Raw genomic sequence first — 26,282 nt, 5'->3', positions numbered from 1 at the left:
AAACTAAAGTCAACCTGTAACCAGTACTTTATGCGGATAAAGAATATCTTTCCGCCAAACCCCTATTCCTAAAAAAATGCCCTCAGAGAGCACTTTTACTGTTAACCCTTCAGCGCGCGGCCCCTGCACAGCCTGGCTCGCACTGGGCAAACCATTCCTAAAAGCCTGGACTCTCTGTGGTTCAAGGTCTGCCTGCGGCAAATCCAGTCCTTCCGGCAACGGTCGCAGAAAAGTATAATCATTCCGGCCTACGCACTCTGCAAGCTCTTCTAAAGTCCAGCTCCCCTCCAAGGCGAATGAACCTGACTGCAGGCGCAACAGATAAGACATATGCGCTCCACAACCAAGGACTTCTCCGATATCATGGCACAACGTGCGCACATAAGTGCCTTTCGAGCATTTAATATCCAAAAAAGCGCGCGGGAACTCATAATCCCGCCACCCGGACAGATTCAATGAGTATATCTCAACTTCCCGTCCCGTGCGCTCAACCTCTACTCCGGCCCGGGCATATTCATAGAGATGCTTGCCCTGATGCCTGACAGACGAATACATAGGCGGCACCTGGGTAATCGCTCCCTGGAAACGGTAAAGTATGTTTTCCACATCTTGAACTGAAAGGTTGGGCACAGTGCGTGTAATAATCTCTCCCAGGGCATCCTGGGTATCTGTTGCGATGCCAAAAGTAATCTCGGCGCGATAGGATTTCCCCTGACCGGTAAAATATTCTGCCACCCGGGTAGCCTGTCCGACGCACACAGGCAAAACCCCGGCCACACCGGGGTCAAGCGTGCCGGTATGTCCTACCCGCTTAAGCTTAAGCAGGCGGCGCAGCCAGACGACCACATCTGAAGACGTCATGCCAGGAGGCTTGAGAACATTAACCGTTCCGTCCACGGCAGAGTGCCTCCTCAATCGCTTCAATCAGACTCTCCTTGGCTGCGACCAGTGGCTGGTAAAGGGTACACCCTGCAGCTCGTTTATGGCCGCCGCCACCGAACTTCGACGCTACTTCGTTCACGTTAAGCCACAGATTGGAGCGTAGCCCTGCACGCACCTCTGAGAGAGTAATTTCTCTTAAAAGCACAGCTACCTCCACCCCGGCCACGGTACGTGCATGATTTACAAGTCCTTCAGTAAGGCTTTCCTCTGCTCCACTGGCCTTAAAATCTTCCAGCGTAAGGGTCATCACTGCCAACTGTCCGTCGTCCAATATCTCCAAACTCGCAAGCGCATGCTGCAATAGCCTTACCTGAGATAATGGCTTCTGGTCAAAGACGTGATGATGAATATTGCCGAAGTCGATATCTTTTAAGATCAAATCCGCAATTAGGCGGTGAGTTTGGGCTGTAGTATTGCTGTACTGAAATGAACCGGTATCCGTTACAATTGCCGTGTACAGGTTCGTGGCAATTTCTTGACTGATTTCAACCCCGAGTTCGGAAATAAGGAAGAATGCTATCTCGCCGCTGGCACTGGCCTGGGGATCGATAAAGTTGATATTCCCAAAATGCTCATTGGAGATATGGTGATCAAGATTAAGCACAGAGGCAGAAGACGGCAGGTCATCCGCCTTAAGCTTAACCCGCGCAAGATCGGCACAATCCACAAAGAGCAAGGTAGCGGGCCAGGGAGTGGGGAGATATTCGGACACAAGTGCAGCTTCAGGCAGAAAGGCCAAGTTGCGCGGCACCGGATCAGGATTATAATAGTAAACTTCTTTACCCATTTTGCGCAAAGCGATTCCGATAGCGAGCATCGATCCAATGCAGTCTCCGTCAGGAGAAACATGGGAAAACAGGGCTACCTGAGAAGCCTTCTTCAGTGCCGCCGCCATTTCGGCAAGATTATTCACCGGCATCATTCCGATCAGCAGGGGCTTCAACCTCGCGCAAAAGCTTGGCAATATGCGCTCCTTTTTCCAGGGAAGTATCGTACTTAAACACTATTTCCGGAACATGCCTGAGCCGTATGCGCTTCCCAATCTCGGAACGCACAAACCCGGCTGCCCGGTTTAGGGCATCCAGCGAGTCTTTGCTTTGTTGGGCATCACCCAGAACACTCACAAAAACTTTAGCGTGCCCTAAATCGTCTGCTACCTCAACATCCGTGACCGTGATAAACCCTAAACGAGGATCTTTCAAATCCTCCCTAATCATTTGGGAAATCTCTTCTTTCAGTGTCTCCGCCAGGCGGTTGGCCCGGTGCTTTGCCATAGACTATCCCTCCAAGGCCTTAGAGATGACGTTCAACTTCTTCCATGGTGTAGGCCTCAATAATGTCCCCTTCTTTAACATCGTTAAAGTGTTCCAAGCCAATCCCGCACTCGTAACCTTCAGCCACTTCGCGCACATCATCCTTAAAGCGCCGTAATGAATCGATATTCCCTTCGAAAATCACGATTCCGTCCCGAATAACCCGTACTTTGGCTGAGCGCATAATCTTACCGCTTGTAATAAAGCTCCCTGCTACGCTGCCGATTTTCGGAACCTTAAAGACCTGGCGCACCTCTGCCCGCCCGATAACTACTTCCTTATATTCCGGTTCGAGCAAGCCGGTCATCGCTGCTTTGACATCTTCGATGGCATCGTAAATGACCCGGTAAAGTCGAATATCAATGCCCTGCAAATCTGCAGTAGACTTAGTATTGGCATCAGGCCGGACATTAAACCCAATGATAATCGCATTGGAAGCAGCAGCTAGCATTACATCTGACTCAGTAATCGCCCCTACCCCACCGTGAATTGAATTAACCCGCACTTCCGAAGTAGAGAGACGGTCAAGAGCTTGACGCAGGGCTTCTACCGAACCCTGAACATCTCCCTTAATGATAATGTTGAGGTCTTTAACCTCTCCTTCTTTAATCCGGTCAAACAAATCTTCAAGGCTAACTTTAGTTGTCATTTTAGCTTCTTCTGCCTTGCGTTCCGTTAAGCGCGCAGACGTAACCTGGCGGGCCAGCTTTTCATCAGGAACCACAAAGAACTGCTCTCCTGCTCCCGGCACCTCTGAAAGGCCCTGAAGCTCAACCGGCATTGACGGAGTAGCCTTTTTGACACGCCTTCCTTTATCATCGACCATACCCCGAATCTTACCGAAGGCACAGCCTGCGACTACGATATCCCCTACGTTCAGGGTTCCCTTAGCCACTAACACTGTGGCAACAGGGCCCCGGCCTTTATCCAACTTGGCCTCGATAACATTTCCAGTGGCCACGCGGTTGGGATTAGCTTTTAATTCCCGCATCTCTGCCACCAGCAGAATCATCTCCAGCAGTTGATCGATATTATCTTTAGTCTTGGCAGAAACCGGAACAGCAATAGTCTCTCCGCCCCACTCTTCTACCACCAAACCGTATTCAGTCAGTTCTTGTTTAACGCGGTCAGGATTGGCATCTTCCTTGTCCATTTTATTGACTGCTACGATAATCGGAACATCGGCTGCCTTGGCGTGGTTAATTGCTTCCACGGTTTGAGGCATCACGCCGTCATCCGCAGCTACGACCAAGACGGCAATATCCGTAACTTGAGCGCCTCTGGCGCGCATGGCCGTAAAAGCTTCGTGGCCCGGTGTATCCAAGAATGTTATTTTCTGACCGTTGACTTCTACCTGGTAAGCACCGATATGCTGAGTAATTCCGCCTGCTTCCGTAGACGTAACTTTAGTAGTGCGAATAGCATCCAGAAGGGAGGTTTTACCATGGTCAACGTGACCCATAACCGTAACCACAGGTGGCCGGAACTTTAAGGTTTCTGCGGCATCTTCGATATCTTCGATTAAAGTCAGGGGTTTTTCCACCTTAACTTCGACCGTAACACCCATGTCGCCGGCAATAATGGTTGCAGTTTCAGAATCCAGCTCTTGGTTAATCGTTGCCATTACTCCTAAATTCATGAGTTTCACGATCAGTTCGCTGGCCTTGCGGCTCATTTTGCCCGCTAAGTCCTGAACTGTTATAGTCTCTGGAATTACAATATGCTTAGGAGTACTGTCTTTAACTTCCTTAACTCCCTTAAATCCCGGCCTGGACTGGCGCTTAAATGGATTGCGCATTTCCTTTTCCGTTTCCCGTTTGCGCTCGAAACTCTTGCTGTCTTGGGATTTCTTTTGAGCAGGCATCTGGCGTTTAACCGGCTGTTCAACAGTTGTAGTTGAGGGTGCCGGGGGCACATCTAACGGACGCTGCATACCCGGGCGCTGTCCCTGGGGTCGGCCGGGCGCGCCTGGACGTGAACCTTGCGGACGTGGACCTTGGGGATACCCTTGCGGACGCGGACCCTGGGGTCGTCCCTCTGGGCGTGGACCTTGGGGATACCCTTCCGGACGTGGGCCTAGAGGACGTCCTTCCGGACGCGGACCCATTGGACGTCCTTCTGGACGTGGACCTTGAGGTCGTCCTTCCGGACGCGGACCCATTGGACGTCCCTCTGGACGTGGACCTTGGGAATACCCTTCCGGACGCGGACCCATTGGACGTCCCTCTGGACGTGGACCTTGGGAATACCCTTCCGGACGCGGACCCATTGGACGTCCCTCCGGACGTGGACCTTGAGGTCGTCCTTCCGGGCGTGGACCTTGGGGTCGTCCTTCCGGACGCGGACCCATTGGACGTCCCTCCGGACGCGGACCTTGGGGTCGTCCTTCCGGGCGCGGACCCATTGGACGTCCCTCCGGACGCGGACCCATTGGACGTCCTTCTGGACGTGGACCTTGAGGTCGTCCTTCCGGACGTGAACCCATTGGACGTCCCTCCGGACGCGGACCTTGAGGTCGTCCCTCCGGACGTGGACCTTGGGGTCGTCCTTCCGGACGCGGACCTTGAGGATAACCCTCCGGACGTGGACCTTGAGGTCGTCCTTCCGGACGTGGACCTTGGGGTCGTCCTTCCGGACGCGGACCTTGAGGTCGTCCTTCCGGACGCGGACCTTGAGGACGTCCTTCCGTCCCAGAACGCGGCATTCCAGACCGAGCATCATGTGAGCGCATTTCCGGACGCAAAGGCTGTGGACGGCCTTCAGACGGAAGCGAACGCTCCTCAGCCTCTGCTGTACGAGGCTCTACGGGAGTCTGAACCGGATTGTTTGGCCGCAGGGCTGTACTGTGGGACCCCGGTTTCTCCGCACCTTGTCCTGAAGTTCCTTTGATTTGGGCACGGAGCCGGTCAGCATCGACTTTTTCTACCGCACTCAAATGATTTTTTACATCTACCCCCATGGATACAAGTTTTGATATGACCTCTTTGCTACTTAAGTTAAATTCCTTTGCTAATTCATGAACACGACTATTTGTCATTCAACCACCCCCACATAATCAGCGCCTGTAGATCTCCAAGCTATCAACTCCCCGTTTTCAAGATAGCCTTCGCAAACCCTTCATCCATAACCAGAATTGCGGCGCGCGGCGTTAAGCCAATGGCTCTGCCAAGTTCTTCTTTGCCGCCTTTTATTAAAACTGGCACCTTTAGATCCTTAGCCCAGAGAGCGAACTTTTTCTGAGCACCCGGAGCATCTTCTGCCAGGATCAAAAGATATCCCTTCTGTTGCTTGAGCATAGCCTCCACTTGAGCTTCCCCGGAGGCAACCTTGCCCGCCCGTCGGGCTAAGCCTACAAGACCAAGAAAACTTGCTGTCACGAAGTAGCCAACTTCCCTTCAAGTTCGCTTATTAAATCAGGAGCCACCGCGACACCTAAAGCTTTCTGAATACGATGGGCTTTAGCAGCAATCTTCAAACATTCGATCCGGGGACAAAGGTATGCGCCACGGCCATTCCGCTTGCCGGTGGAGTCAAGTTCAACTGTTCCTTCCGGCGTACGCACGATCCGTATGAGTTCTTTTTTGGGCTTCATCTCCTGACAGCCTAGGCACATACGCATCGGTACTTTGCGCACCTTCATAAAATCACCCCTTGCCTTTTTTCTTCTTTTCTTTGCTGCTTGCTTTTTCGTCTGCTTCGAAGTACTTCTGCATGGCTCGGTCTCTTTCAGTCAGTTTTTCTTCGCCAGCATCGTTTTTCCGAGTTGAATCTTCTTCTATTCCTTCACCTGATTCATCATTATAATCAGCATATGACTCATCATAGGCTTCGCCCCCGTCTTCGGTATAATTCTCGTACTCCCCTTCTCCCTCTTGGTAATCATCGTATTCCTGGTATTCATCCCCATATTCACTATTCTCATCATACTCACTATTCTCATCATACTCGCCGTATTCTTCGTACTCATCATATTCGTCATAGTCTTCATAGTCTTCGTAGTCCCCATACTCTCCTTGTTGATCAGTATATTCTTCAGATTCGTAGGAATCGTAATCTTCGTATTGTTCTTCCTCTTGTGGGATCAGGTTCTGAGCCAGAGCCTGGGACTCGCTCTTAATATCGATTTTCCAGCCGGTGAGTTTGGCCGCGAGCCGGGCATTTTGTCCTTCCTTTCCAATCGCCAAAGACAGCTGATAATCAGGAACGACAACCAAGGCCACCTTATCCGCAGCCTTGGGATAAACGCCTAAGACTTTGGCCGGAGAGAGTGCGTTTGACACAAATTCTTTCTGATCAGTAGAATAATTTATGATGTCAATTTTTTCTCCCTTAAGCTCTAGGACAATCGTTTGCACCCTGTTCCCCTTCGGTCCTACACATGCTCCAACTGCATCAATATTCGAGTCGCGTGATAAAACGGCAATTTTCGAACGGGCACCCGCTTCCCGGGATACCCCTTTGATCTCGACAATCCCATCATGAATTTCCGGCACTTCCAACTCGAACAGACGTTTAATCAGGCCGGGATGAGTGCGTGAAAGCATGATCTGCGGCCCTTTGGTGGTCTTTTTGACTTCAACAACATAGGTTTTAATTCTTTCAAAGGGCTGGTATGTTTCTCCCGGGATCTGCTCTTGCGCGCTTAAGACAGCTTCAACCTTACCCAGGTCGACAATCACGTTTTTCTGCTCGTACCTTTGCACGACCCCTGTCACAATATCCCCTTCGCGGTTAATGTATTCGTCATAGATCATGCCTCGCTCCGCTTCCCGGATACGCTGCACCACCACTTGCTTAGCAGTCTGGGCCGCAATCCGACCGAACTCACGCGGAGTAACTTCCGTTTCCACAATATCTTCGAGATTGTAATTCGGGTCAAATTTGTGGGCATCATCCAGGCTGATTTGCGTCCGGGGGTCTTCCGCCTGCTCGACTACGTTCTTACGGGCAAAGACCTTGATTTCCCCGTTCATGCGGTCAATGCTTACCCGCACATTTTGCAGGGATGCAAAATTTTTCTTATAAGCAGAAATAAGGGCAGCCTCAATTGCTTCAAAAAGAATTTCCGCGGATATCCCCCGCTCCTTCTCCAATTCATGTAGAGCCTCGATGAACTCCATATTCATTTTTAATTTTTCCCCCTTGTATTGTTATAGGGTTTATTTAAAACTCCAGGGCTAAATGCGTTTTCCGGGCCAGCGAACGGGGAATCGAAACCTGTTTACCCTCGTATTCAAGGACAATTTCATTGTTCACCAGACCAACTAGATACCCAGTAAAATCTTTATATCCCTGATAAGGAGCGACTAAATTAACAGAAACCAACTTCCCCTTAAACCGCTCAAAGTCTTCATCTTTTTTAAGAGGACGCTCCAAACCAGGAGAGGACACTTCCAGCATATATGCTTGCGCAATCGGGTCATCTTTATCAAGGGCCTCACTCACCGCATGGCTTACACTAGTGCAATCGTCAAGATCGACTCCACCTTCCTTATCGATAAAGAGACGCAAATACCAATGTGCTCCCTCTTTTATGTACTCAACATCGACCAGTTCAAGCCCTTTATCTTTAATCAAGGGTTCAATCATGGCTGTGACTCTTTGTTCGATGCTTTGTTCCATCCGGCTCTCTCCTTTGATGCTTCCTTAGAAGATCTTAGTCCCTAGAATATCTTAAATTAGCAATCCCTATTTCATAGTTTTGCAGTGATTTAGGTGCTTATACCTTTGAAAGCATTTTCCTACACTCAAACCCCTCCGCAACAAATGAAAGAGTGGGTCAAACCCACTCTTTGCCATTAGCAGCTAGAAATTTCCTTACTTTAATATAGCACATTAACGAGATTGACGCAAGCAGTTCCGGCTCACATTCGCAGGATTTAGGATTTTTTCTTTGACCGGAACGACTTAGCGTGTCCCAGCGATTTATGCTTCTGCCGGTTCTTTTGATCCTGCCTTTACTGCGTCATTGACTAAGGGAATGACTCTCTGTGCTTTCTCGGCCAGGGTACGCAGCCAAGTTTTGACCTCATCCAAAGCCAGGTTTTCATCCAAGCGCCACTGCCAATTTCCAGCGGTCGTTCCCGGAACATTCATTCTCGCTTCCTCACCCAAACCCAAAATGTCTTGCATCGGAAGGATAACCCACACCGCCGGGCTCAGATAGAGTTCTTCGAGCAACGCGCGGCAGGCCTGTCGGCTCATTTCCCTGGCATTCACGCTGTTGTTGACCGGGTTACCCCCTTGTTCCTGCTCTTCATACCAGCCCAATAAGGTGTTATTATCGTGCGTTCCTGAATAATAAACATAATTGGCGTCAGAATTCCCTGACATCACTTTTAGCGGGGTAAACTGCAAAACCTTCATGCCGGGAAAACCAAAAATATGTTTTAATACATTGACTTCCGGCGTGATCATTCCCAAATCCTCCACGATAATGGGGCTGTGCCCGGAGGCAGCCGGCAAGCTTTCCATGATACTTTCAAAAAACCGTTTCCCCGGCCCTTTGATCCATCTCCCATTTTCTGCCGTTGTTTCTCCGGCGTCAACCTCCCAAAAGGCTTCGAAACCCCGGAAATGATCCAGACGAATGAAGTCAAACTGTTCGCAGCTGTAGCGGATGCGCTTTTTCCACCAAGCATACCCGGTATCGGCCAGGGCATCCCAATCATAGACCGGATTCCCCCATAACTGGCCTGTCCGGCTAAAATAGTCAGGAGGCACTCCGGCGACTTTGGCCGGTCTGCCCCGCTCATCCAGGACAAACAAGTTGCGGTTACCCCAGACATCGCAGCTGTCGGCTGCGGCAAAATGGGGCAAATCCCCGATCAGTTGAACTCCTTTGGCATTGGCGTACGCTTTGAGTTCATGCCATTCATAGAAAAAGGTGTATTGTAAAAATCGCCCAAAGCCCATCTCCTCACTGAGCAGCAGCGCATACTCCGCTAATGCCTCCGGCTCACGGGCAGCGATCGCAGGTGCCCAATCATACCATGGAACATCCCCGAAATGAGCTTTTAAAGCCCGGAAGAGGACATAATCCTCCAGCCACCCTTGGTGCTCGTTTTGGAAGTGCAAAAAGTTTGCGTGCGTAAGATAGGTTGAGTTTCCGGAACCAGACGACGCCAAAGGGTTGTTTTCCAGCCGCCGCTGAAATTCCCGATAAGCTTCGCGCAGCAGCTCGCGCTTTAACGCTTTGAACGCTTGCGACCCCGCCCCGGGTTCAAGGCCCAAACGCCTGAGCTGTTCGTGTTTTGCGTGGGTCTCCGCGGAATTCAAAAGTCCCTCACGGATCAAATGATCGAGACTGATAAACTCCGGGTTGCCGGCAAAGACCGATTCACTTTGGTAAGGGGAATCCCCCAAGCCGGTGGGATTCAAGGGCAATACCTGCCACAAGGTTTGTCCGGCTTCTGCCAGGAAATCCACAAAGTCATAGGCCGCCTGCCCGAAATCCCCCACACCCCAGCCGGAGGGCAAGGAACTGATATGGAATAATATCCCGCAGGAACGGTAAAGTGGCGCACATTGAGGCAACGTTTTTTTTCCGAGCAACGCCCTTGCGCTCAGAGCACTGATGGGCAAGGCACTCAACGTTTCCGGAGCAAGTTGTTCTCCGGTTATTAAGTCAGCCACCCAAGGAAAGGTCCGCACCTCAGTGCAGAGATTGATTGTTTTCGTTTCTCCCGGGTGACGATTGAGCAGGATGATTATTTCTTCCTCGTTCCCGGAGCGCACGAAACCGTAAACGTCCGGCGCGAAGAAAAGTGATCTGAAATCACCGGTCTGCACCACCTCGTATTCCGCATGCAAACGCAGGAGTCGCTGGTACCATTGCCTAATTTCCCGGTCTTCCTCACCCCAGGGAAAAGTTCCCCGGTTATAAGGGTCAGCATACCCTTCCACCCCTGCTTCATCCCCGTAATAGATACAGGGTACCCCGGGAAAAGTCATTTGCAGCAAACTGAACATTTTCAGCCGCTGCACCGCCAATTGCCGGGCCAACGGAGGAAGCCGAAAATTCCTGCGCTCCGTCTCAGTCAGCTCCTGCTCCGGAGGCGCCTCCCCTAAGAGCGTTAAAATCCGGGCCGTATCGTGACTTCCGATCAAGTTCATGGCCGCGTAAAAGTTTTCCCGCGGATAATTCTCGTATAAACTCATCACCGCTTGATGAACGGAACGGGAATCGCTTTGTCCCAGCAAAAATCCCAGGAAAATCGCACGGAAAGGGTAGTTCATCGTCGCATCCAATTCATTGCCTAAGAAATACGCGCGTTGTTGACCATAGCTTATTTTATTCGAGGCGTCTTCCCATACCTCCCCGATGAGCACGGCGTCGGGGCGAATGCGCTTCATCGCTAGGCGCAATTCCTGAATAAATTCATCCGGCAGCTCGTCGGCCACATCCAGGCGCCACCCCGCCACCCCCATGTTCAGCCACTTATGAAGCACACTGTCATCGCCACCATAGATAAACCGACGATAGGAGGGATTCATCTCATCCACTTCCGGCAGGGAATCAATCCCCCACCAACACTTGTACTCCTCACGGTTGACCCCAAACCGGTACCAGGCGTAATAGGGGGAGTCAACCGATTGGTAAGCACCAAGCCCCGGATAATTGCCGTATTTATTGAAATAAATGCTGTCACTCCCGGTATGGCTGAAGACCCCGTCCAGGATAATGGAGATCCCGTATTCCCCGGCTTTATCGATCAATTGTTTAAAAACCGTATCATCTCCATACATGGGATCGATCCGGTGATAATCGGCCGTATCATATTTGTGATTACTCGGAGCCTCAAAAATCGGGTTAAAATACAGAATCGTTATCCCCATTTCCCTGAAGTAGGGCAGTTTTTCCAAAACCCCTTGCAGCGTTCCGCCAAAAAAGTCCCAATCCGTCACTCTGCCCGATTCATCTTTAATATAAAGAGGACGGTCAGACCAGCGGGCATGAATCAGAGCGTTTGCGCGCGGATAGAAAGTCGGAGGGCCGGCGCTGGGCCTAAAAAAGCGGTCAACATAAATTTGATACATCACGCCACGTTGATACCACTCCGGAATGGTCATCGGCTGATACACCGTAATTTGATAAGCCGAGGGCTCATGCTCCCAGAGCCCGCCCTCTCCCCCGAGCCTCTGGTCATTATTTCCATAGTAATATTGCCGGGCTCCCGCCTGAATCACAAAATAGTACCAGACGAGCCCGGAGGTGCTGAAACCCTCATATTCTCCCTTGTATAATCCCTCATAGGCAAATGGTTGTTCAGCCTCGGAAGTCGCAGCCAGGTTTTGAGCGTGCTCCTCCTCTGGCTGCATGGGAATCCTCAGTTCCCGGCCAGCTGCCCATAGGCGCAGTACGCACGCTGCGACAGGAACCGCCGACACCGTTTTTAAGCGGAGGGTGATCCTTTGTCCACACGTGACCGCACCAAACGGCGCACGGTAAAGCAAATCCTGTGAATTGTGATATGCGTTAAACACCATTATGTTCACCTTTACCCTTTGTTAGTCCGGGGTTTTAACTAGGTCAGAGATTCATAAATACCGATGTAAGCCTTGGCCGATTTTTCCCAGCTAAAATCGGACTTCAAGGCATTCCGGCGGATCTTATCCCAAGCCTGCTTGTCTTCCCCGTAGATTCCCACGGCGCGCTGCACCGTATACAGCAGTTCGTGCGCATTATAATTGGCAAAACTGAATCCGTTGCCTGCGCCGGTCACTTCATTATAGGGTATGATTGTATCCTTTAAGCCGCCGGTTTCCCGCACGATGGGAACCGTGCCGTAATGCATCGCAATCATCTGCGCTATCCCGCACGGTTCAAAACGGGAGGGCATCAAGAGCATATCGGCCCCTGCATAAATCTGGTGCGCCAGTTTATCGGAAAAGGCCAATCTAAGCGCGACTTGCTCGGGGTGGTGAGCGGCAAAATAGCGAAACATTTCTTCATAGCGCCCCTCCCCGGCACCGAGGATCACCACCTGAACCTTCAACTTAAGTATATCTTCCATAACGTGGGCCAGCAGATCCACGCCTTTCTGGTCAACAAGCCGTGATATCATCCCGAGTACCGCCGGCTCCTCCTGAACCGGAAGTCCTACACTCCGCTGCATGTGCTTTTTATTTTCCGCTTTGGCCAGCGCAATATCGTGATAAGGCATGACGAGATAGGGATCCTTAGCAGGGTCATACACTTCATAGTCAATGCCGTTGAGAATACCCGTCAGGACTTCCCGTCTATTTCTCAGAACGCCATCCAGGTTTTCTCCGTAATACGGATTTTGGATTTCCTGCGCATAGGTTGGACTCACGGTCGTCAACTGATCGGCATACAGCAGACCGGCCTACATAAAATTAATCGCACCAAAAAATTCCAGGGTGTATCCTGTAAAATACTCCATCCCGAGTCCCAGAATATCCCCCAGAACTTCCTTGGGGAAAACGCCCTGATATTTCAGGTTATGAATCGTAAATACCGTTTTTAAATCGTAATACAGAGGCTCCCGGCTATAAAACGCCTTAAGCATCAGCGGGACTAAAGCCGTATGCCAGTCATGACAGTGCAGGACATCCGGTCTAAACCCCGGTATATGGATTAAACTTTCCAGTGCCGCGCGGGAAAAAAAAGCAAAACGCTCCGCATCATCATATTCCCCATATACACACGCGCGCGCAAAATAGTTCTTGTTGTCAATAAAATAATAATGGACTCCCTGGTAAGTCATCTCCTCCAGACCGCAATATTGTTTACGCCACCCGACGGGAACCTCGAAATGGGCCACATGCTTAAACATGCTTTGAAAATGTTCGGGAATCAGGCTGTATTTCGGTATGATCACCCGCACATCGACACCCTGTTTCTGCAGGAAGCTGGGCAATGAGCTCACAACTTCTCCCAATCCGCCTGTTTTAACAAATGGATCGGCTTCCGCAGCCACGAATACAATTTTCATACGCTCCCCTCCCAACAAATCCTAGACCGCCGTTCGATTGAGGATAACCAAAGGGTTATTCGCACTCCCTTTTAAGACATTGCCATCGTCAACTTCCACCGCTTGATCGAGAATGGCATAATCCATCTCGGCATGAGCGTGAATACGGCATTTCGGCATAATAATGCTGTTTTTGACCCGGCATCCCCGTTCAAAAATCACACCCCGGAAAACAATCGAGTTCACCACTTCGCCGGCGATGGAGCACCCGCTCGCAATCAGGGAGTTGCTGACTTTCGCTTCTGCCGTATAACGCGTGGGGGAATTATCCACGATTTTGGTATAGATCGGATCGGCCCCTAACCACAGTTCATCGCAGACATTTCGCTGCAGGAGATCCATGCTGTGGTGAAAGTAATCCGTAACCGTGCGAATCCTGGTGACCAACGCCCGGGTTGGACTGCCATAGATGTTGAGAATTTGGAGATTGGCAGTTAAAATATCCAGTAAGTTCATACACCCTAAAGGACTGTACCTCGCAATAATTTCTAACAATAGCTTGCGCCGGATGATTAATAAATTCACAAAACACGGTTGCACCGGTTCTGTTTCCGTGCCATCCTGTTGGCGCTGAATTGCGCTTACTTTCTGATTCTTGTCAAACTTAAGAACCGGCTCGTCGCGGAGCGTACCCCCGGCAACCATCTCTTGATAAATCAAGGTAACATCTGCTCGCTTGTCAGTATGAAATTCCAAGATATCTTTGAAATTTAAATTAAAAATCTGATCACCCCTGCTGATAACCACCTGGTCTGCGTGATCTTTGCGCAAGTACTCTATATTATGGTATAAATCCTTAATGCAAAACGCATGCTCGTTTCCTACCAACCCGTGCATCACTCCGGGCAAAATAAACAGTCCCCCGTTTTTCCGGTCCAAAAACCAGTCTTTTCCGGCTCCCAGGTGATCCAGCAGCGCCCGATAATGGTGTGAGGTAACCAGCCCAATCGTCTTGATCCCGGAGTTAACCATGCTCGACAACGCGAAATCGAGAATCCGGTATCTGCCGCCAAAGGGAAGGGCTGCAATCGGTCTTGTCAAGGCCAGCCCTTGCATACTGTCCGCTTCGCTATTTGTAAAAATGATTCCGATTGCATTCGTCATCGGTTTGTCCTCCCTTTCGAAATCGTTTCAGCGAGCTCTGCTGACATTCATGCCCGCTGCGATGACTGAACCCTCCGCTAAGAAATGAGCATCCTCAATGACCGTAATCCCCGCTTGCTCCGGGACAACGCTTCCCTCAACCCCAACCACACAGTGACGCATAATTTCCGCCTTTTCTCCGACGATCGCCTTGCGGATCACCGCTTCTTTGTGAACTTTAACATAAGGCAATATAATGGAATCCCTAATCTGTGCCCCTTCCCCGACATAAACCCCGGGTGCCAGAATCGAATTAAACACTCGCCCGTAAACCACACTCCCGTTGCACACAAGGCTGTTCTTTATTTCAGCACTAGAACCGATAAAGTGCGGAGGTGAGCTCTCGTCATTTGAAAAAACCCGAAACTTCGGATCAAAAATATTAAGGAAGTGCCCCTCACTTAAACACTCCATATTGGCATGATAATAGCTTTCAATCGTGCCGACATCCCGCCAGTATCCTTGGAACCGGTACGCATACAGCCGTTTTCCCTGTTTGAGCAACATCGGGATAATATTTTTGCCAAAGTCATGCCCGGACTGGTAGTCTTCTTCATCGGCAAATAAGGCCTCTTTAAGGGTTGACCAGTTAAAAAGATAGACGCCCATGGAAGCAAGGTTGCTATCCGGGTGAGCCGGTTTTTCTTTAAACTCGGTCACCCGCGCCTCTTCATCAAGGGTAAGGGTTCCGAAGCGCGAAGCTTCCTCCCACGGAACTTCAATCGTTGCAAGGGTTGCCTCTGCATTTTTCTCTTGGTGGAATCTTAACATGAGGGTATAATCCATTTTATAAACATGATCCCCGGAAAGAATAATCACATAGTCCGGGTCATAAAAATCAATAAACTCCATATTCTGGTATGCGGCATTCGCAGTTCCGTGATACCAACTGCCCTCCGTTTCCCCCAGAAAAGGCGGAAGAATGTGAACTCCGCCCAAAGGATGATCTAAATCCCAGGCTGAGCCCAGGCCAATATAGGAATTGAGCAACAACGGCTTATATTGAATCAGAACACCCACGGTGTTAATGCCGGAATTCATGCAGTTACTCAGGGTAAAATCAATAATCCGATATTTGCCACAGAACGAAACAGCCGGTTTAGCGCGATTCCGGGTCAGCCCACCCAATCTGCTTCCTTGTCCACCGGCCAGCAGCATCCCCACGCATTCCTGCTTGTTCATACATATTGCCCCTTTCCCCTTTCTCTCTCATTAAGTATTCGGGTATCAAACATGCCTTTCGAGCAGCGACTGGATGCGATATTATTAACCGTACGGTATTTGATTTTCCAGATCCGATCGGCATATTCCCTGATGGTTCGGTCGCTGGAAAAGATCCCGGACTCGGCAATATTGACCAAGGACATGCGGTTCCAAGCTTCCTGATCCGCATACACCCTTTGGAGTTTCTCATAGCTCTCAACGTAAGAACGAAAATCTTTTAAGACAAAGAACTCATCATTATAAATCATGAGCGAATCGTACAAAACCCTGAATTCCTCACTCAGCTCGGGGAAAAATCCGCCAATTAAGTGATCGACACATGTTCTGATATCTGCGTCTGCGCGGTATTCGTCCCAGGGCTTATACCCGCCATAACGGGTATAATTCAACACCTGCTCAGCCGTTAGTCCGAAGATAAAGATGTTGTCCTCGCCCACCGCCTCCTTTATTTCGACATTGGCTCCGTCCAGGGTTCCCAGGGTAATGGCCCCGTTCATCATGAATTTCATGTTCCCGGTTCCGGAGGCCTCTTTACTCGCTGTCGATATCTGTTCACTGATATCGGCCGCTGGGTAAATCAATTCTCCCTGTGACACATTGAAATTTTCGATAAAGACAACCTTTAATTTTTGTTTAACTTTGGGCTCATGCTCTATTTTCCGGCTCAGCGCATGAATCAGTTTAACCACCGTTTTCGCATAATGATACCCCGGTGCCGCTTTGCCACCGAAGATAAATGTGTGTGAACCAGCCACTGAATCCGGGTCGTTGAGTGCCCTGTTGTATAAATGCATGATCTTCAGCACATTGAGCAGTTGCCTTTTATAGGCATGAATGCGCTTGACTTGGACGTCAAAAATCGACATCGGATCTAGGTCAATTCCCTGTCGGGCCTTGACCCTTGCGGCCAAACGGCATTTGTTTTCGTACTTCACCTGCGCCAGCTGTTCCAAAAAGCCGTAATCCGTCGTAAACCGATGAAGTTGGCTGAGTTCCCCGGCATCTTCCTTCCAAGTCGGACCGATGGCTTCCGTGATCAAGCCTGCCAAGCGCGGATTGGCAGCGAGCAGGAAGCGCCTGTGGTTAATACCATTGGTCTTATTGTTGAATTTATAACCAAAAATCCGGTAGTACTCCTTAAAGACCTCTTCCTTGAGAATTTCGGTGTGCAGTTGCGCAACGCCATTCACGGATGAGCTTCCGATCACTGCCAAATTCGCCATCCAGACATAGCCGTCCTTGCATATTTGAGTTTTCCGGATCAATTCCTCATCCTCTGTGAATTTCCGTGCTAAATCCTCCTTAAACCGGCGGTCAATCTCCTCAATGATCATATAGATGCGGGGCAAAAGGCTTTGCATCATGTCAATCGGCCATTTTTCCATGGCTTCCGGCATAATGGTGTGATTGGTAAACGACATGGTATTAACCGTGATATTCCACGCCTCATCCCACCCCATCCCTTCTTCATCGATCAAGATGCGCATGAGCTCAGGAATACACAATACAGGGTGAGTATCATTAATGTGCACCGCCACCCGGCGTGAGAATTCGTGCAAGGAATTTGAACGGTTTCCTTTTTTATAACTGCGCACGATCGACCCCAACCCGGCGGCCACCATGAAATACTCCTGTTTCAGCCTTAACTCCCTGCCGGCGCGGCTGCTATCGTCCGGATACAGGATATAGGAAATCGCCTCAACCTCCGATTTGTAGCTGGTGGCCTGGTTAAACTCTCCGCGATTGAAAGAAGCCAAATCCAGTTCTTCACGCATCGCCTCTGCGCTCCATAACCTCAAGTTATTAATGTAGGCCGGATTATCATAGCTCATAATCGGAACATCGTACGGAACCGCCAATACCGGCTCATAGTTCTCATGATGAAACACCATCCGCCCCTCTTGGAGCTCCATGCGCACATTCCCTTTGAACTTGACAACGACGGCCTTCTCCGGTTTGCGCACTTCCCAAGGATACCCGTTTTTGAGCCAGTCGTCCGCAACCTCCACCTGATTGCCCGCCACAATTTTTTGTTCAAATAAACCATATTGATAGCGAATCCCGTTTCCGTGCCCCTCAATGCCCAAGAAAGCCATGGAGTCGAGAAAACACGCCGCCAATCTGCCCAAACCTCCATTGCCCAAGCCGGGGTCCACTTCTTGCTCCAATAAATCATCAAGATCAATATTCAACTCGGCCAAACCCTCGCGCACGAGAGGCTCTATTTGGAAATTGATCAAGTAATTCAAGAGCAATTTGCCAATCAGAAACTCCATCGAGAAATAGAAAACGCGCTTGCCCTGAGATATGGAATTCTTGTTGACGGCCCGGTAAAAACTCATCTTCTCTTTGAGCAAGCCGACCAAGGCATTGAATTTATCCCAATGGGTCGCGTCCTCGGGAGTGCTCACATCCCCCTCCATCAACTTTACGAGATAGGCCTGCTTAAAGCTTTCTTTATCCGGAAACATGCCGTTTATCCCCCCCAGTTAAGGTTGGCTTTAAGATAATTGTTGCCAAAGGAGCGACGTTGATGCTTACAGAAAACGGCTGATTATGCCATGAAACCGTTTCAGCCCAAAGCAATGAGCGGTTGACCAGATCCTCCCCCCCATAAAGCGCTTGATCCGAATTAAATATTTCCCGATAGCTCCCCTGGCGTGGAACCCCCAGGCGGAAGTTCTTATAACTATAGGTATTAAAATTAATTAATATAATGAGGAAATCGTTAGCTTTTCGTGCTTTACGACAAAAAATTAAAATGCTCTGCTGATCGTTATCAGCATCGATCCATTCAAAGCCGGACCAATCCTGTTCGTTTTCCCACAGAGCCCTTTCCTGCTGATAAAGTTTATTTAAATCCCTGACGAATTTCTGAAACTTTTGGTGCATCTCATACTCCAATAAAAACCAATCCAGTTCGGCATGGTCACGCCACTCGATAAACTGAGCCAATTCACCACCCATAAACAGCAATTTTTTACCGAGATGAGCGATTAAGTACCCGTATAAACATCTCAGCCCCGCAAATTTTTGACGGTAGTCCCCAGGCATTCTGTCCAACAAGGACTTTTTGCCATGCACCACTTCGTCATGAGACAATGGAAGAATAAAGTTTTCAGAAAAGGCATAGGTCAGGGAGAAGGTCAACAAGCGATGGTTCTCTCGGCGCCGGAAAAAGTCGAGACTCATATAACGCAAGGTATCGTTCATCCAACCCATATTCCATTTAAAATTATAGCCAAGCCCTTCCACATACGTGGGATAGGTCACCAGTGGCCAGTCGGTCGATTCCTCCGCAATCATGAGAATCTCCGGAAAATAGTGAAAAACCACTTTATTCAGTCTTCGCATAAAAACGATGGCCTGCAGGTTTTCTTTTCCGCCATAGCGGTTGCGTTTCCACGACAGGTCATTTTTCCCGTAATCTAAGTAGAGCATACTGCTCACGCCGTCCACGCGTAACCCGTCAACATGGAAGCGGTCCAACCAAAACACGGCGTTAGCAATGAGATAACTCCAGACCTCCGTTTTGGCAAAATCAAAGTTATACGTTCCCCACGATTCGTTTTCAGTGTCTTCATAAACCGCCGTTCCGTTAAATTTGCCCAAACCATGCGCATCTTTGCAAAAATGGCCCGGTACCCAGTCAAGAATGACCCCGATCCCGGCGCGATGACATTGGTTCACAAAATACATAAAATCATGCGGTGTGCCGTATCTGCTGGTTACTGAGTAATAACCGGTCACTTGATATCCCCATGAACCGTCGAAAGGATGTTCCATAATCGGCAGCAGTTCAATATGGGTGTAGCCCATTTCCAGCACATACTCCAGCAGCTCTTCCGCCAGCGTACGCCAATTAAAATAGCTTCCATCCTTGTTCCGGCGCCATGAGCCCACATGAACCTCATAAATCAGGAGAGGGATCTCCTGGGCCTTAACTCCTTGTCTTTGCCTCAGCCACGCTTGATCCTCCCAGTTAAAACCCTCCAGGGCATAGACGATCGAGGCTGTTCCCGGTCTGAATTCGGAAAAGAAAGCATAGGGATCAGATTTTAAAAATACCTGCCCGTCCTTGGTGTGTATTTCATATTTATAGAGCTGTCCCCGTAGATCCTGGGGCACAAAGATGACCCAGACCCCGCTGCTCCCGATTTCAGCCATTGAATAATTCGTAGAACACCAATGATTAAAGGAACCAACCAGGCACACACTTGCCGCATCAGGAACCCAAACTGCAAAATGCGTTCCCCATACACCATTATATTCTATAATATGGGCGCCCAATTTGAGGTAGCTGTGGTACAGCTCTCCACGATTAAAGAGGTATGCTTCGTCCTGATCAAGAAAAAACGTTTTCTCCATCACATCACAACCTCTGCCCTGGTTTCCACAATTAGTTTATCCCTTTTCACTAAATATCTTCTCTGTTTCCATGGATTTCCCTGCCGTAACTTAAACAATATCAAACAAAAGCTAAAAAAAAATAGGGCTTCCCCCTTATATTTAGATAAGCCCCTGGTAGTTTTACTTCGGCAGGATTCTCAGGCTCTGCCTTTTCCGCGTCATTGACCGGGGCAATAATGAAAATAATACCCAACAAAGTCAGGCAAGAGATCAAAGGAAGCGATGCGAAAATCGAATAAGACTAAGAGAAGCCCCGAGAAGAGACGGTTATAGGCCGGTTCTGTATTGCTCTTTACACTCTCCATCACTTTTCCCTTCTTTCCCGGATCATCTTTCTGATAGCCGCCTCGTTGAAATACGGATCATAGTGGATGAAATAACGCTGTGCGAAGGACTGTCCATCTGATTCACCGGTTATTTTGCCTTCAATTCTATAGTAATCATTAGCCATCGACTGGTTAGAGTTATCGAAAGCAAAGGCATACGAAAGTCTGAAAGCTTCCCCAGCCTGCGCCGTGAAAGGAAACGTTTCTTTAGTTACTTCCTGCCCAGCCGGCGTACTGAGACTATCAAGCGCATCCTGCTGAGCTTGTGCGTCACTATGTGTTTTTGAGTCATTAAGACGACCTAGCTCGGTCATCTGGGCTTCCGATCGATCTAAATACACCCTAAGCGTATCGCCCAATCTATCTTGGAAGCGATAATCAAGTCTTTTCACCACAAGCAGCGCATCTGCATAAAAGAGAGCAAACCCTTTGTTTTGGTTGGAGCTACCATTCGCTCGAACTTGAAGAGGGGAGTTCGCCGCAATCCTATCACCGGCAAGATGAATTTCCCCAATCTTGACTTCCTGCCTGCTCCCATCACTGAAAGACGCCACCAGATTCGTGATTGCCGCATCCCCTGAACTGAGCAGTTTTGCCAATTCCCGCCCATTGATCCTGATGATTGCGCTATTCAGGTAATAATGAGTGAATGTAGACGCTGCGCCTTTGTCCACTTGGAGGCGAATGTCTTTTCCCGGAATCTCCAAGCCGGTTAATTCTAAATCCCTGCTTTTATTTACAAGATAATATAACTGCAGCTCAAGCAGGGAATCGCCCCCGGCATTAAGGTCATAATAATGCTTAAGGAACAGCGGTTGGGGAAGCTGCTGCTTTTGAAAATAGATTAGGTTGCCTGCCCACATAAGCACAAGGGCCATAAAAGCGGCTACTACTGTTTTCTTTGTCATTCTCCCACCCCACTCTACCGTAGACATGTTTTAATGACCCATGTGGCTCACAAGCTTTATTAGGATTTTATTTTCTTAATACTGGTTTTAAGGCTAGACCTAATCAAAATACAATAGTTTCTGATAATTCGTAAGGTAATACACCCGGGTTCTATCCTCGGAAACCCCGAAGATTTCCCCTTGTCCAAGTATTTCCTCGTTTTTGCTGCTGAGGTCGAAGAGAACAATATCCCCTTTGCGGTTGAATACTAACTTATCTTTATCTAAAAAATAAGCGTTTGTAAACTCATTTGCAGAGCCCCTGCCTATTTCGGTCTCCACACCATCCTTAATCACAAGATAAGTTCTGTCCTCGTAATAGCCTCTATCATCACGCTCTTTAGTTCTTGTCACCATGAGATTACCGCTTAGGGGATCAACGACTGGCTCAATCGCGTTCGACACTAATAGCTGCTTCTTTCCGGTCTGAATATCGATTCTTACGATATCTTGGCGCTCGTTCTCCAGAACAAGATTACGATCGTCCAACCAAGCCAAGTTAAAGGCTACCAGATTTTGCACCATTCTGGGAATAGGGAATTTTTCACTCTGAAATAGAAGCTTCCCGGACAGAGAAAAGACAGAAATGTCGAATTTGCTCTCAACCCCGCCCCCAGCGATGTCTACAAGCGCTAATTTTTGGCGGTCGGGAGATAAAACCATCTCTATCGGCTTTTCACTGTTTTGAGACGCCCCCGGAAGTTTGAACAGATCTTGGACACGCTTATCCTTAAAGGTGTGCCGCCTTATTTTCCCTTGTTCATGGTCATAAAAAAGCACACTGTCTTGGTTAAACCAGACAGCTTTCATCCCCAGATTGCGCCCAAACATCACATAGTCCATCCTTGCAAATTCGTCCCCAAATTGCTTGGACTTAAGGTCAAAGACTTTGGGAGCTGGATAATCTACGATAACATAGTCACCGACATAAGGGCTGTGCCAGATTTCATACCGCATATCCCTGAACTTATTTACAACGCTGTGATTTTTTGAAGCTACCTCAACATAACCGATCTCGCAAGGTTTGCCCGTTGTGAAATAGAGATTGCCATAAATCTTAAAACCATTTGTATCCACCGCATCGTCCAGGGATATCTTATAGGGCTTCTCGGAATTCTCAAACCCGTTTAGCTCCATCCTTAACTTTTGCTGGTCGAGCCACTCCAGCCGGTAGTTCACCTTTCGTCCCTCAAATCCCTTAGCAATAGAGTTCTCTACGCTTTTAGAATTAACCTCTTTGGAAAATTGGGCGACAACAACTTTAGGCGCATCAGTAAGAGCTAATCCGGAAGCCAGGGCAGCATTCGCGATGGAAGTGCGAAGATTTTCATAGGTGCCATCTTCCCCGAACAAAGTGAAATTAGCAAATGTATCTTTGGTTATAGTCACCTCGAGTCGGGTCTCTTCAAGCAGTGTTCGACCCTGTGCATCCTTAATTTCTTTCTCTACGTAAAATATGTAAGGTTTGTCCCATTCCGGGTCGGGATAATTACAGTGAAATATTTTACCGTCAAAGGTAGCGATCTCCGCTTTGCTCCCCTGGTAGCCTTCAAGTCTGACTCCCTTGAGCACGCTGTCTTTGTCCATCTCGGTTGCGAACACCAGGTCAAAAGAAAAACCATTCCCGGCCAGTTTGAGAATGTTCCCTATGACATCTTGTGGTTCACTTAATTCTTCCTCGTGATGAGTTGCAACCGTTATTTTAGGGGGTTCGGCAAACACTGATTCATTAGATTGTATCAGCTTATCTTGGGGGAGTGTATCCTTATCAACACCAACGCTGCTGCCACAACCCGAAACCAATGACAATAAAGAGAAAAGGACCAAGAACAAAAAGCTTTTCTTCATCTTCCCACCTCCACCCAGGAACATTCTTCGCTTATAATCTCGGTATAATATGCATCTCGGCTGGTTCAAGACTCTTGTCATGAGAAATTCGCCAAACTTTAACAAGTTGCGGAATAAGCCAAATGAGCAGTAGAACCCCAAAGACTGTCAAGATAGCGGGTATTAGCTTCTCTTCCATAGGCTTTGCCCCTTCCCCGGCTATACTCCTATCTAAGGGCTTCATAAAAGCTGTCTAAGTCCTCTCCGATATCCCTGTCAACGCTATAATAGGTCCCATCGATCTGAACATCTCCAGCAAATGTAATCCGTAAGACCTTTGTATCTCCCTGAAAGAGATCAACAAAATAAAGATAACCCGTGCGTGGAGTCTGATTCAATTTCTTCTTAAAGGTCAGGGAGTTCATTAGCTGCAAGAACCGGTCGATCCTTTGTTCATCTTCAGTGGTAAAATTGTGGCCAGTTCGGCCGTCAAGTATATAAAGCCTGGATATTTCCGCTAATGAACTTGGGTATAACTCTGTAAATCTTAACTTACCGGCGGAGTGAGCAAAGGTTTCAGGAAGTATTTTGAACATTACCTCTGATTTATCATTATAAACTCTCAGTCCCGTGGCCCCACGAACTCCGTATTTTACGGTCAAGTATCCTCCGTTCGTTACTTCTTCAACCACAGATTCCCCATCTGGATAGAACACTTCAACTTTGGCCACCCTCGGATCAAAGACTTCTCCATACGTCACCCAATACGAGCCTAGAGTAGTGGATTCCCCCCCGCCTCCGCTAAAGGATACCGGAACTCCTCTATCATTAGCAGCTCCGCCGCCCCCACCAAATAATGTTATCTCGCCATCTTTATCGGTAAAGAGCACGTAATTGACATAATGTTCACCTGACCTGCCATCATATGCAAGCACAAAAGCCTTGTAATTCCAAACTGCTTTAATCGGCCCAAGAATCCTATGGTTATTGTACATCCCACAAATTTTATCTTTCTTCACGCTAGCCATTAATCTCTCTTCCAGGGTTACGGGCCCGGCCGGAGGATTAATGGACATGGAATCAGCCCTAATTATTGATTCGGTTGGAAGCAGTGAGCTTGTAATCAGCATCACGGCTATGATGATAGCTAAGGCCGGGATAACCCGTCTCATCTTGGCCCTCCTTTTGGGTGCAATATCCATTTCATTTGTTTTCCTTAAAATATCATAAAATTAGTGCATTTGTAACTCCAGACTAAAATCAAAGGGCTTCTCCCATTATATGAGATAAGCCCCTGTCGCTCTTAAGGAATATAAACTGCGTTGGTATAGGAATAACCTGATTCGTAAGTATTACTGTAGCTAAGGGCAGTATGCTCCGCAGCCACCCTATACGTGTATCCGCGTGAAACAGAGAGATGCTGTCCTCCTGATACATAAGACGTATTTTTATCCGAGTAACTAAAGGTTTGAAGTGTATACCAATTCCCATTGGCGTAATATTGAAGTTTTAAGGTTAAACCAATCTCAGAAACTGAGTTATAAGTAGAGGTATACCCCGAGATAGTAATGGTTCCGTCTCCATTATCAATTAATTGAGAATAGCCTCCCGCCAGATTTTGATAAGATAAAGGTTGTACTATTGAACCACTGTAAACGCTTTTTGATTCACCCAACGCTACTACAGGTGTGAATAGGATTACAAGGACCATAAATAGTAATAATAGCTTCTTCATATTCTTTCCTCCCAAAATTATTTACCTACATTATCGATTCACCAATTTTTACAAGATCTTCTTCCGATAATTGTCCTTTTAGCTCAAACAAGAGTCCCCGATCGTACCACGTTAATAGGGTTATTGCATCTTTGCGAGTTAACAGGGTAGCCGGATGACTGTTGATTTCCAAATTCTTAGCTTCCGTATCATCCGTATCATACATATAACCCTGAGAAACATTGCCTTTAACTTTCTGCTGAGTAAACATCATCAAATGACCCTGAGAAAGATACTCCATCCGAATTTTGATAATGTTTGCCCCTAGTTTACTAAGTACAAGTTTTTGCCTAGTGGTTCCTGGTGGTAAATATTTAGGTTCTACGATTTTGAAATCAACGGCTTTCTGAGCTTCCACTAGAGTTGTTTCCTGCTCAACAGTTCCTCCTAAGTTGTTGACAGTTGGAGCTTCTATATTAGGAACTTCATTGCTAATAGTTAACGTCACGTTTTTAGTCGTTTTGCCGACCATCTGGCTAAAGATTTGAACAACTTTTTCCCCAAAAGCTAAAGCTTGTACCGGCTTAAAGATGGTCAAGGAGCTTGTTATAATCACCACGGCGGCCACAGATCCCGCTATAGCTCTACGGATCAACCGTTGTTTTTTCTGTTGCCTTTGCACAAGGTAAGCTTTAACCTTTTCCCATTGCTCCTCAAACGGAGGAACAGGTATTTGCTCCAATTCACGGGTTATCGTTTCCTTTATTTTTCGGTCAAGTTCTTCATCTGTTAGACTCATTGCTTATCCTCCTAACACTTCCTCCGGATTATCCCGTAAAAAGATTTCTCTGAAATTAGTTCGCGCTCTATGTAGACGAGTTTTAGCTGTTCCTTTAGTTATATTTAAGGTCTGGGAAATTTCCTCTAGGGTCAGCTCCGAAAAATATCTAAGTGTCAAAATTTCCAAATCGTTTTGAGACAATTGATTAAGAACTCTTGTGACTTCATCCCTAAGTAAGAATTGATTTTCAAAAGAATGGCCATGTCTATGAGACACTTCCGAAAATGGGATCACTTTGCGAATCTTATTCGCTCGTATGATATTATGGGCTTCATGCACTGTAATACTGGTAATCCAGGTGACATATTTGGTCTTATCCTTGAGCTGGTCAATCTTGCTATAAGCATTCAGGAAAGCTTGTTGGATGGCATCCTTACTCTGGTCTCTGTCTTCCGTTATGGCATAGGCAATTCGAAAGAGCTTACTGTAAGATTGTTCAAACAAGATTCGAAATATTTCGAGCGGATGAGGGTCCTGGTCAAGAGGCGGCAATGTCCACACACCCCCTTTCTCAGAATCTACTGCACATAAAAGTGCTCATTTTCAATCCTTCATTAGTAAGACGATTTAGAAGCCCGAAAAGTTACACATAATTGAA

20 protein-coding genes and 1 pseudogene are annotated in these 26,282 nt (G+C 48.1%); all 21 read right to left on the bottom strand.

Going from position 1 to position 26,282, the window contains the following annotated elements; all coding sequences use genetic code 11:
- Positions 1 to 9 precede the first annotated feature (9 nt).
- On the bottom strand, positions 10 to 897 hold the full coding sequence (truB, locus tag ACYQ2N_RS16675) for a tRNA pseudouridine(55) synthase TruB (protein WP_460000457.1): 888 nt from the start codon (positions 895 to 897) through the stop codon (positions 10 to 12).
- Positions 881 to 1,864, bottom strand: coding sequence for a DHH family phosphoesterase (locus tag ACYQ2N_RS16670; protein ID WP_460000569.1), 984 nt, complete (start codon positions 1,862 to 1,864; stop codon positions 881 to 883). Before ACYQ2N_RS16670 ends, truB begins: the two co-directional genes overlap by 17 nt.
- Complete coding sequence (rbfA, locus tag ACYQ2N_RS16665) at positions 1,848 to 2,216, bottom strand: 30S ribosome-binding factor RbfA (protein WP_460000456.1); 369 nt, start codon at positions 2,214 to 2,216, stop codon at positions 1,848 to 1,850. The genes ACYQ2N_RS16670 and rbfA overlap by 17 nt, the downstream gene beginning before the upstream one ends.
- A 19-nt stretch (positions 2,217 to 2,235) precedes the next feature.
- Positions 2,236 to 5,292, bottom strand: a complete 3,057-nt coding sequence (gene infB / locus ACYQ2N_RS16660) for a translation initiation factor IF-2 (RefSeq protein WP_460000455.1) — start codon at positions 5,290 to 5,292, stop codon at positions 2,236 to 2,238.
- Positions 5,293 to 5,335: 43 nt separating this feature from the next.
- Complete coding sequence (locus tag ACYQ2N_RS16655; RefSeq protein WP_460000454.1) at positions 5,336 to 5,632, bottom strand: L7Ae/L30e/S12e/Gadd45 family ribosomal protein; 297 nt, start codon at positions 5,630 to 5,632, stop codon at positions 5,336 to 5,338.
- The gene (gene rnpM / locus ACYQ2N_RS16650) at positions 5,629 to 5,895 is read right to left on the bottom strand and encodes an RNase P modulator RnpM (RefSeq protein WP_460000453.1); all 267 of its coding nucleotides are present in this window, start codon (positions 5,893 to 5,895) and stop codon (positions 5,629 to 5,631) included. Before rnpM ends, ACYQ2N_RS16655 begins: the two co-directional genes overlap by 4 nt.
- 4 nt (positions 5,896 to 5,899) lie before the next feature.
- Complete coding sequence (gene nusA, locus ACYQ2N_RS16645) at positions 5,900 to 7,381, bottom strand: transcription termination factor NusA (protein WP_460000452.1); 1,482 nt, start codon at positions 7,379 to 7,381, stop codon at positions 5,900 to 5,902.
- A gap of 37 nt (positions 7,382 to 7,418) precedes the next feature.
- Complete coding sequence (gene rimP, locus ACYQ2N_RS16640; protein ID WP_460000451.1) at positions 7,419 to 7,877, bottom strand: ribosome maturation factor RimP; 459 nt, start codon at positions 7,875 to 7,877, stop codon at positions 7,419 to 7,421.
- 303 nt (positions 7,878 to 8,180) lie between these two features.
- Complete coding sequence (locus ACYQ2N_RS16635; RefSeq protein WP_460000450.1) at positions 8,181 to 11,744, bottom strand: bifunctional glycogen debranching protein GlgX/4-alpha-glucanotransferase; 3,564 nt, start codon at positions 11,742 to 11,744, stop codon at positions 8,181 to 8,183.
- Between the two features lie 38 nt (positions 11,745 to 11,782).
- Positions 11,783 to 13,213, bottom strand: a pseudogene (gene glgA / locus ACYQ2N_RS16630) (glycogen synthase GlgA).
- Between the two features lie 21 nt (positions 13,214 to 13,234).
- A complete protein-coding gene (gene glgD / locus ACYQ2N_RS16625; protein WP_460000449.1) occupies positions 13,235 to 14,356 on the bottom strand; it encodes a glucose-1-phosphate adenylyltransferase subunit GlgD in 1,122 nt (373 codons plus the stop codon).
- 27 nt (positions 14,357 to 14,383) lie between these two features.
- Complete coding sequence (locus tag ACYQ2N_RS16620) at positions 14,384 to 15,577, bottom strand: glucose-1-phosphate adenylyltransferase (protein WP_460000448.1); 1,194 nt, start codon at positions 15,575 to 15,577, stop codon at positions 14,384 to 14,386.
- Entirely contained in the window at positions 15,574 to 18,090 is a 2,517-nt protein-coding gene (locus ACYQ2N_RS16615) for a glycogen/starch/alpha-glucan phosphorylase (protein ID WP_460000447.1), read from the bottom strand. The genes ACYQ2N_RS16620 and ACYQ2N_RS16615 overlap by 4 nt, the downstream gene beginning before the upstream one ends.
- On the bottom strand, positions 18,077 to 19,987 hold the full coding sequence (gene glgB, locus ACYQ2N_RS16610) for a 1,4-alpha-glucan branching protein GlgB (protein ID WP_460000446.1): 1,911 nt from the start codon (positions 19,985 to 19,987) through the stop codon (positions 18,077 to 18,079). Before glgB ends, ACYQ2N_RS16615 begins: the two co-directional genes overlap by 14 nt.
- 200 nt (positions 19,988 to 20,187) lie before the next feature.
- Positions 20,188 to 20,334 (bottom strand): hypothetical protein, encoded by a 147-nt coding sequence (locus ACYQ2N_RS16605; protein WP_460000445.1) that lies wholly within the window; start codon positions 20,332 to 20,334, stop codon positions 20,188 to 20,190.
- On the bottom strand, positions 20,334 to 21,263 hold the full coding sequence (locus ACYQ2N_RS16600) for a hypothetical protein (RefSeq protein WP_460000444.1): 930 nt from the start codon (positions 21,261 to 21,263) through the stop codon (positions 20,334 to 20,336). The genes ACYQ2N_RS16605 and ACYQ2N_RS16600 overlap by 1 nt, the downstream gene beginning before the upstream one ends.
- A gap of 99 nt (positions 21,264 to 21,362) precedes the next feature.
- On the bottom strand, positions 21,363 to 23,150 hold the full coding sequence (locus tag ACYQ2N_RS16595; RefSeq protein WP_460000443.1) for a hypothetical protein: 1,788 nt from the start codon (positions 23,148 to 23,150) through the stop codon (positions 21,363 to 21,365).
- 206 nt (positions 23,151 to 23,356) lie between these two features.
- Entirely contained in the window at positions 23,357 to 24,301 is a 945-nt protein-coding gene (locus tag ACYQ2N_RS16590) for a hypothetical protein (protein ID WP_460000442.1), read from the bottom strand.
- Positions 24,302 to 24,432: 131 nt separating this feature from the next.
- A complete protein-coding gene (locus tag ACYQ2N_RS16585) occupies positions 24,433 to 24,864 on the bottom strand; it encodes a hypothetical protein (RefSeq protein WP_460000441.1) in 432 nt (143 codons plus the stop codon).
- A gap of 25 nt (positions 24,865 to 24,889) precedes the next feature.
- Positions 24,890 to 25,642, bottom strand: a complete 753-nt coding sequence (locus ACYQ2N_RS16580; protein ID WP_460000440.1) for a DUF4367 domain-containing protein — start codon at positions 25,640 to 25,642, stop codon at positions 24,890 to 24,892.
- A gap of 3 nt (positions 25,643 to 25,645) precedes the next feature.
- Complete coding sequence (locus ACYQ2N_RS16575) at positions 25,646 to 26,176, bottom strand: RNA polymerase sigma factor (protein WP_460000439.1); 531 nt, start codon at positions 26,174 to 26,176, stop codon at positions 25,646 to 25,648.
- Positions 26,177 to 26,282 lie beyond the last annotated feature (106 nt).

It is taken from the genome of Paradesulfitobacterium aromaticivorans (assembly GCF_054657415.1).
The sequence above is the reverse complement of the archived record's forward strand: the minus strand, read 5'-3'. Positions and strand labels throughout refer to the sequence as shown.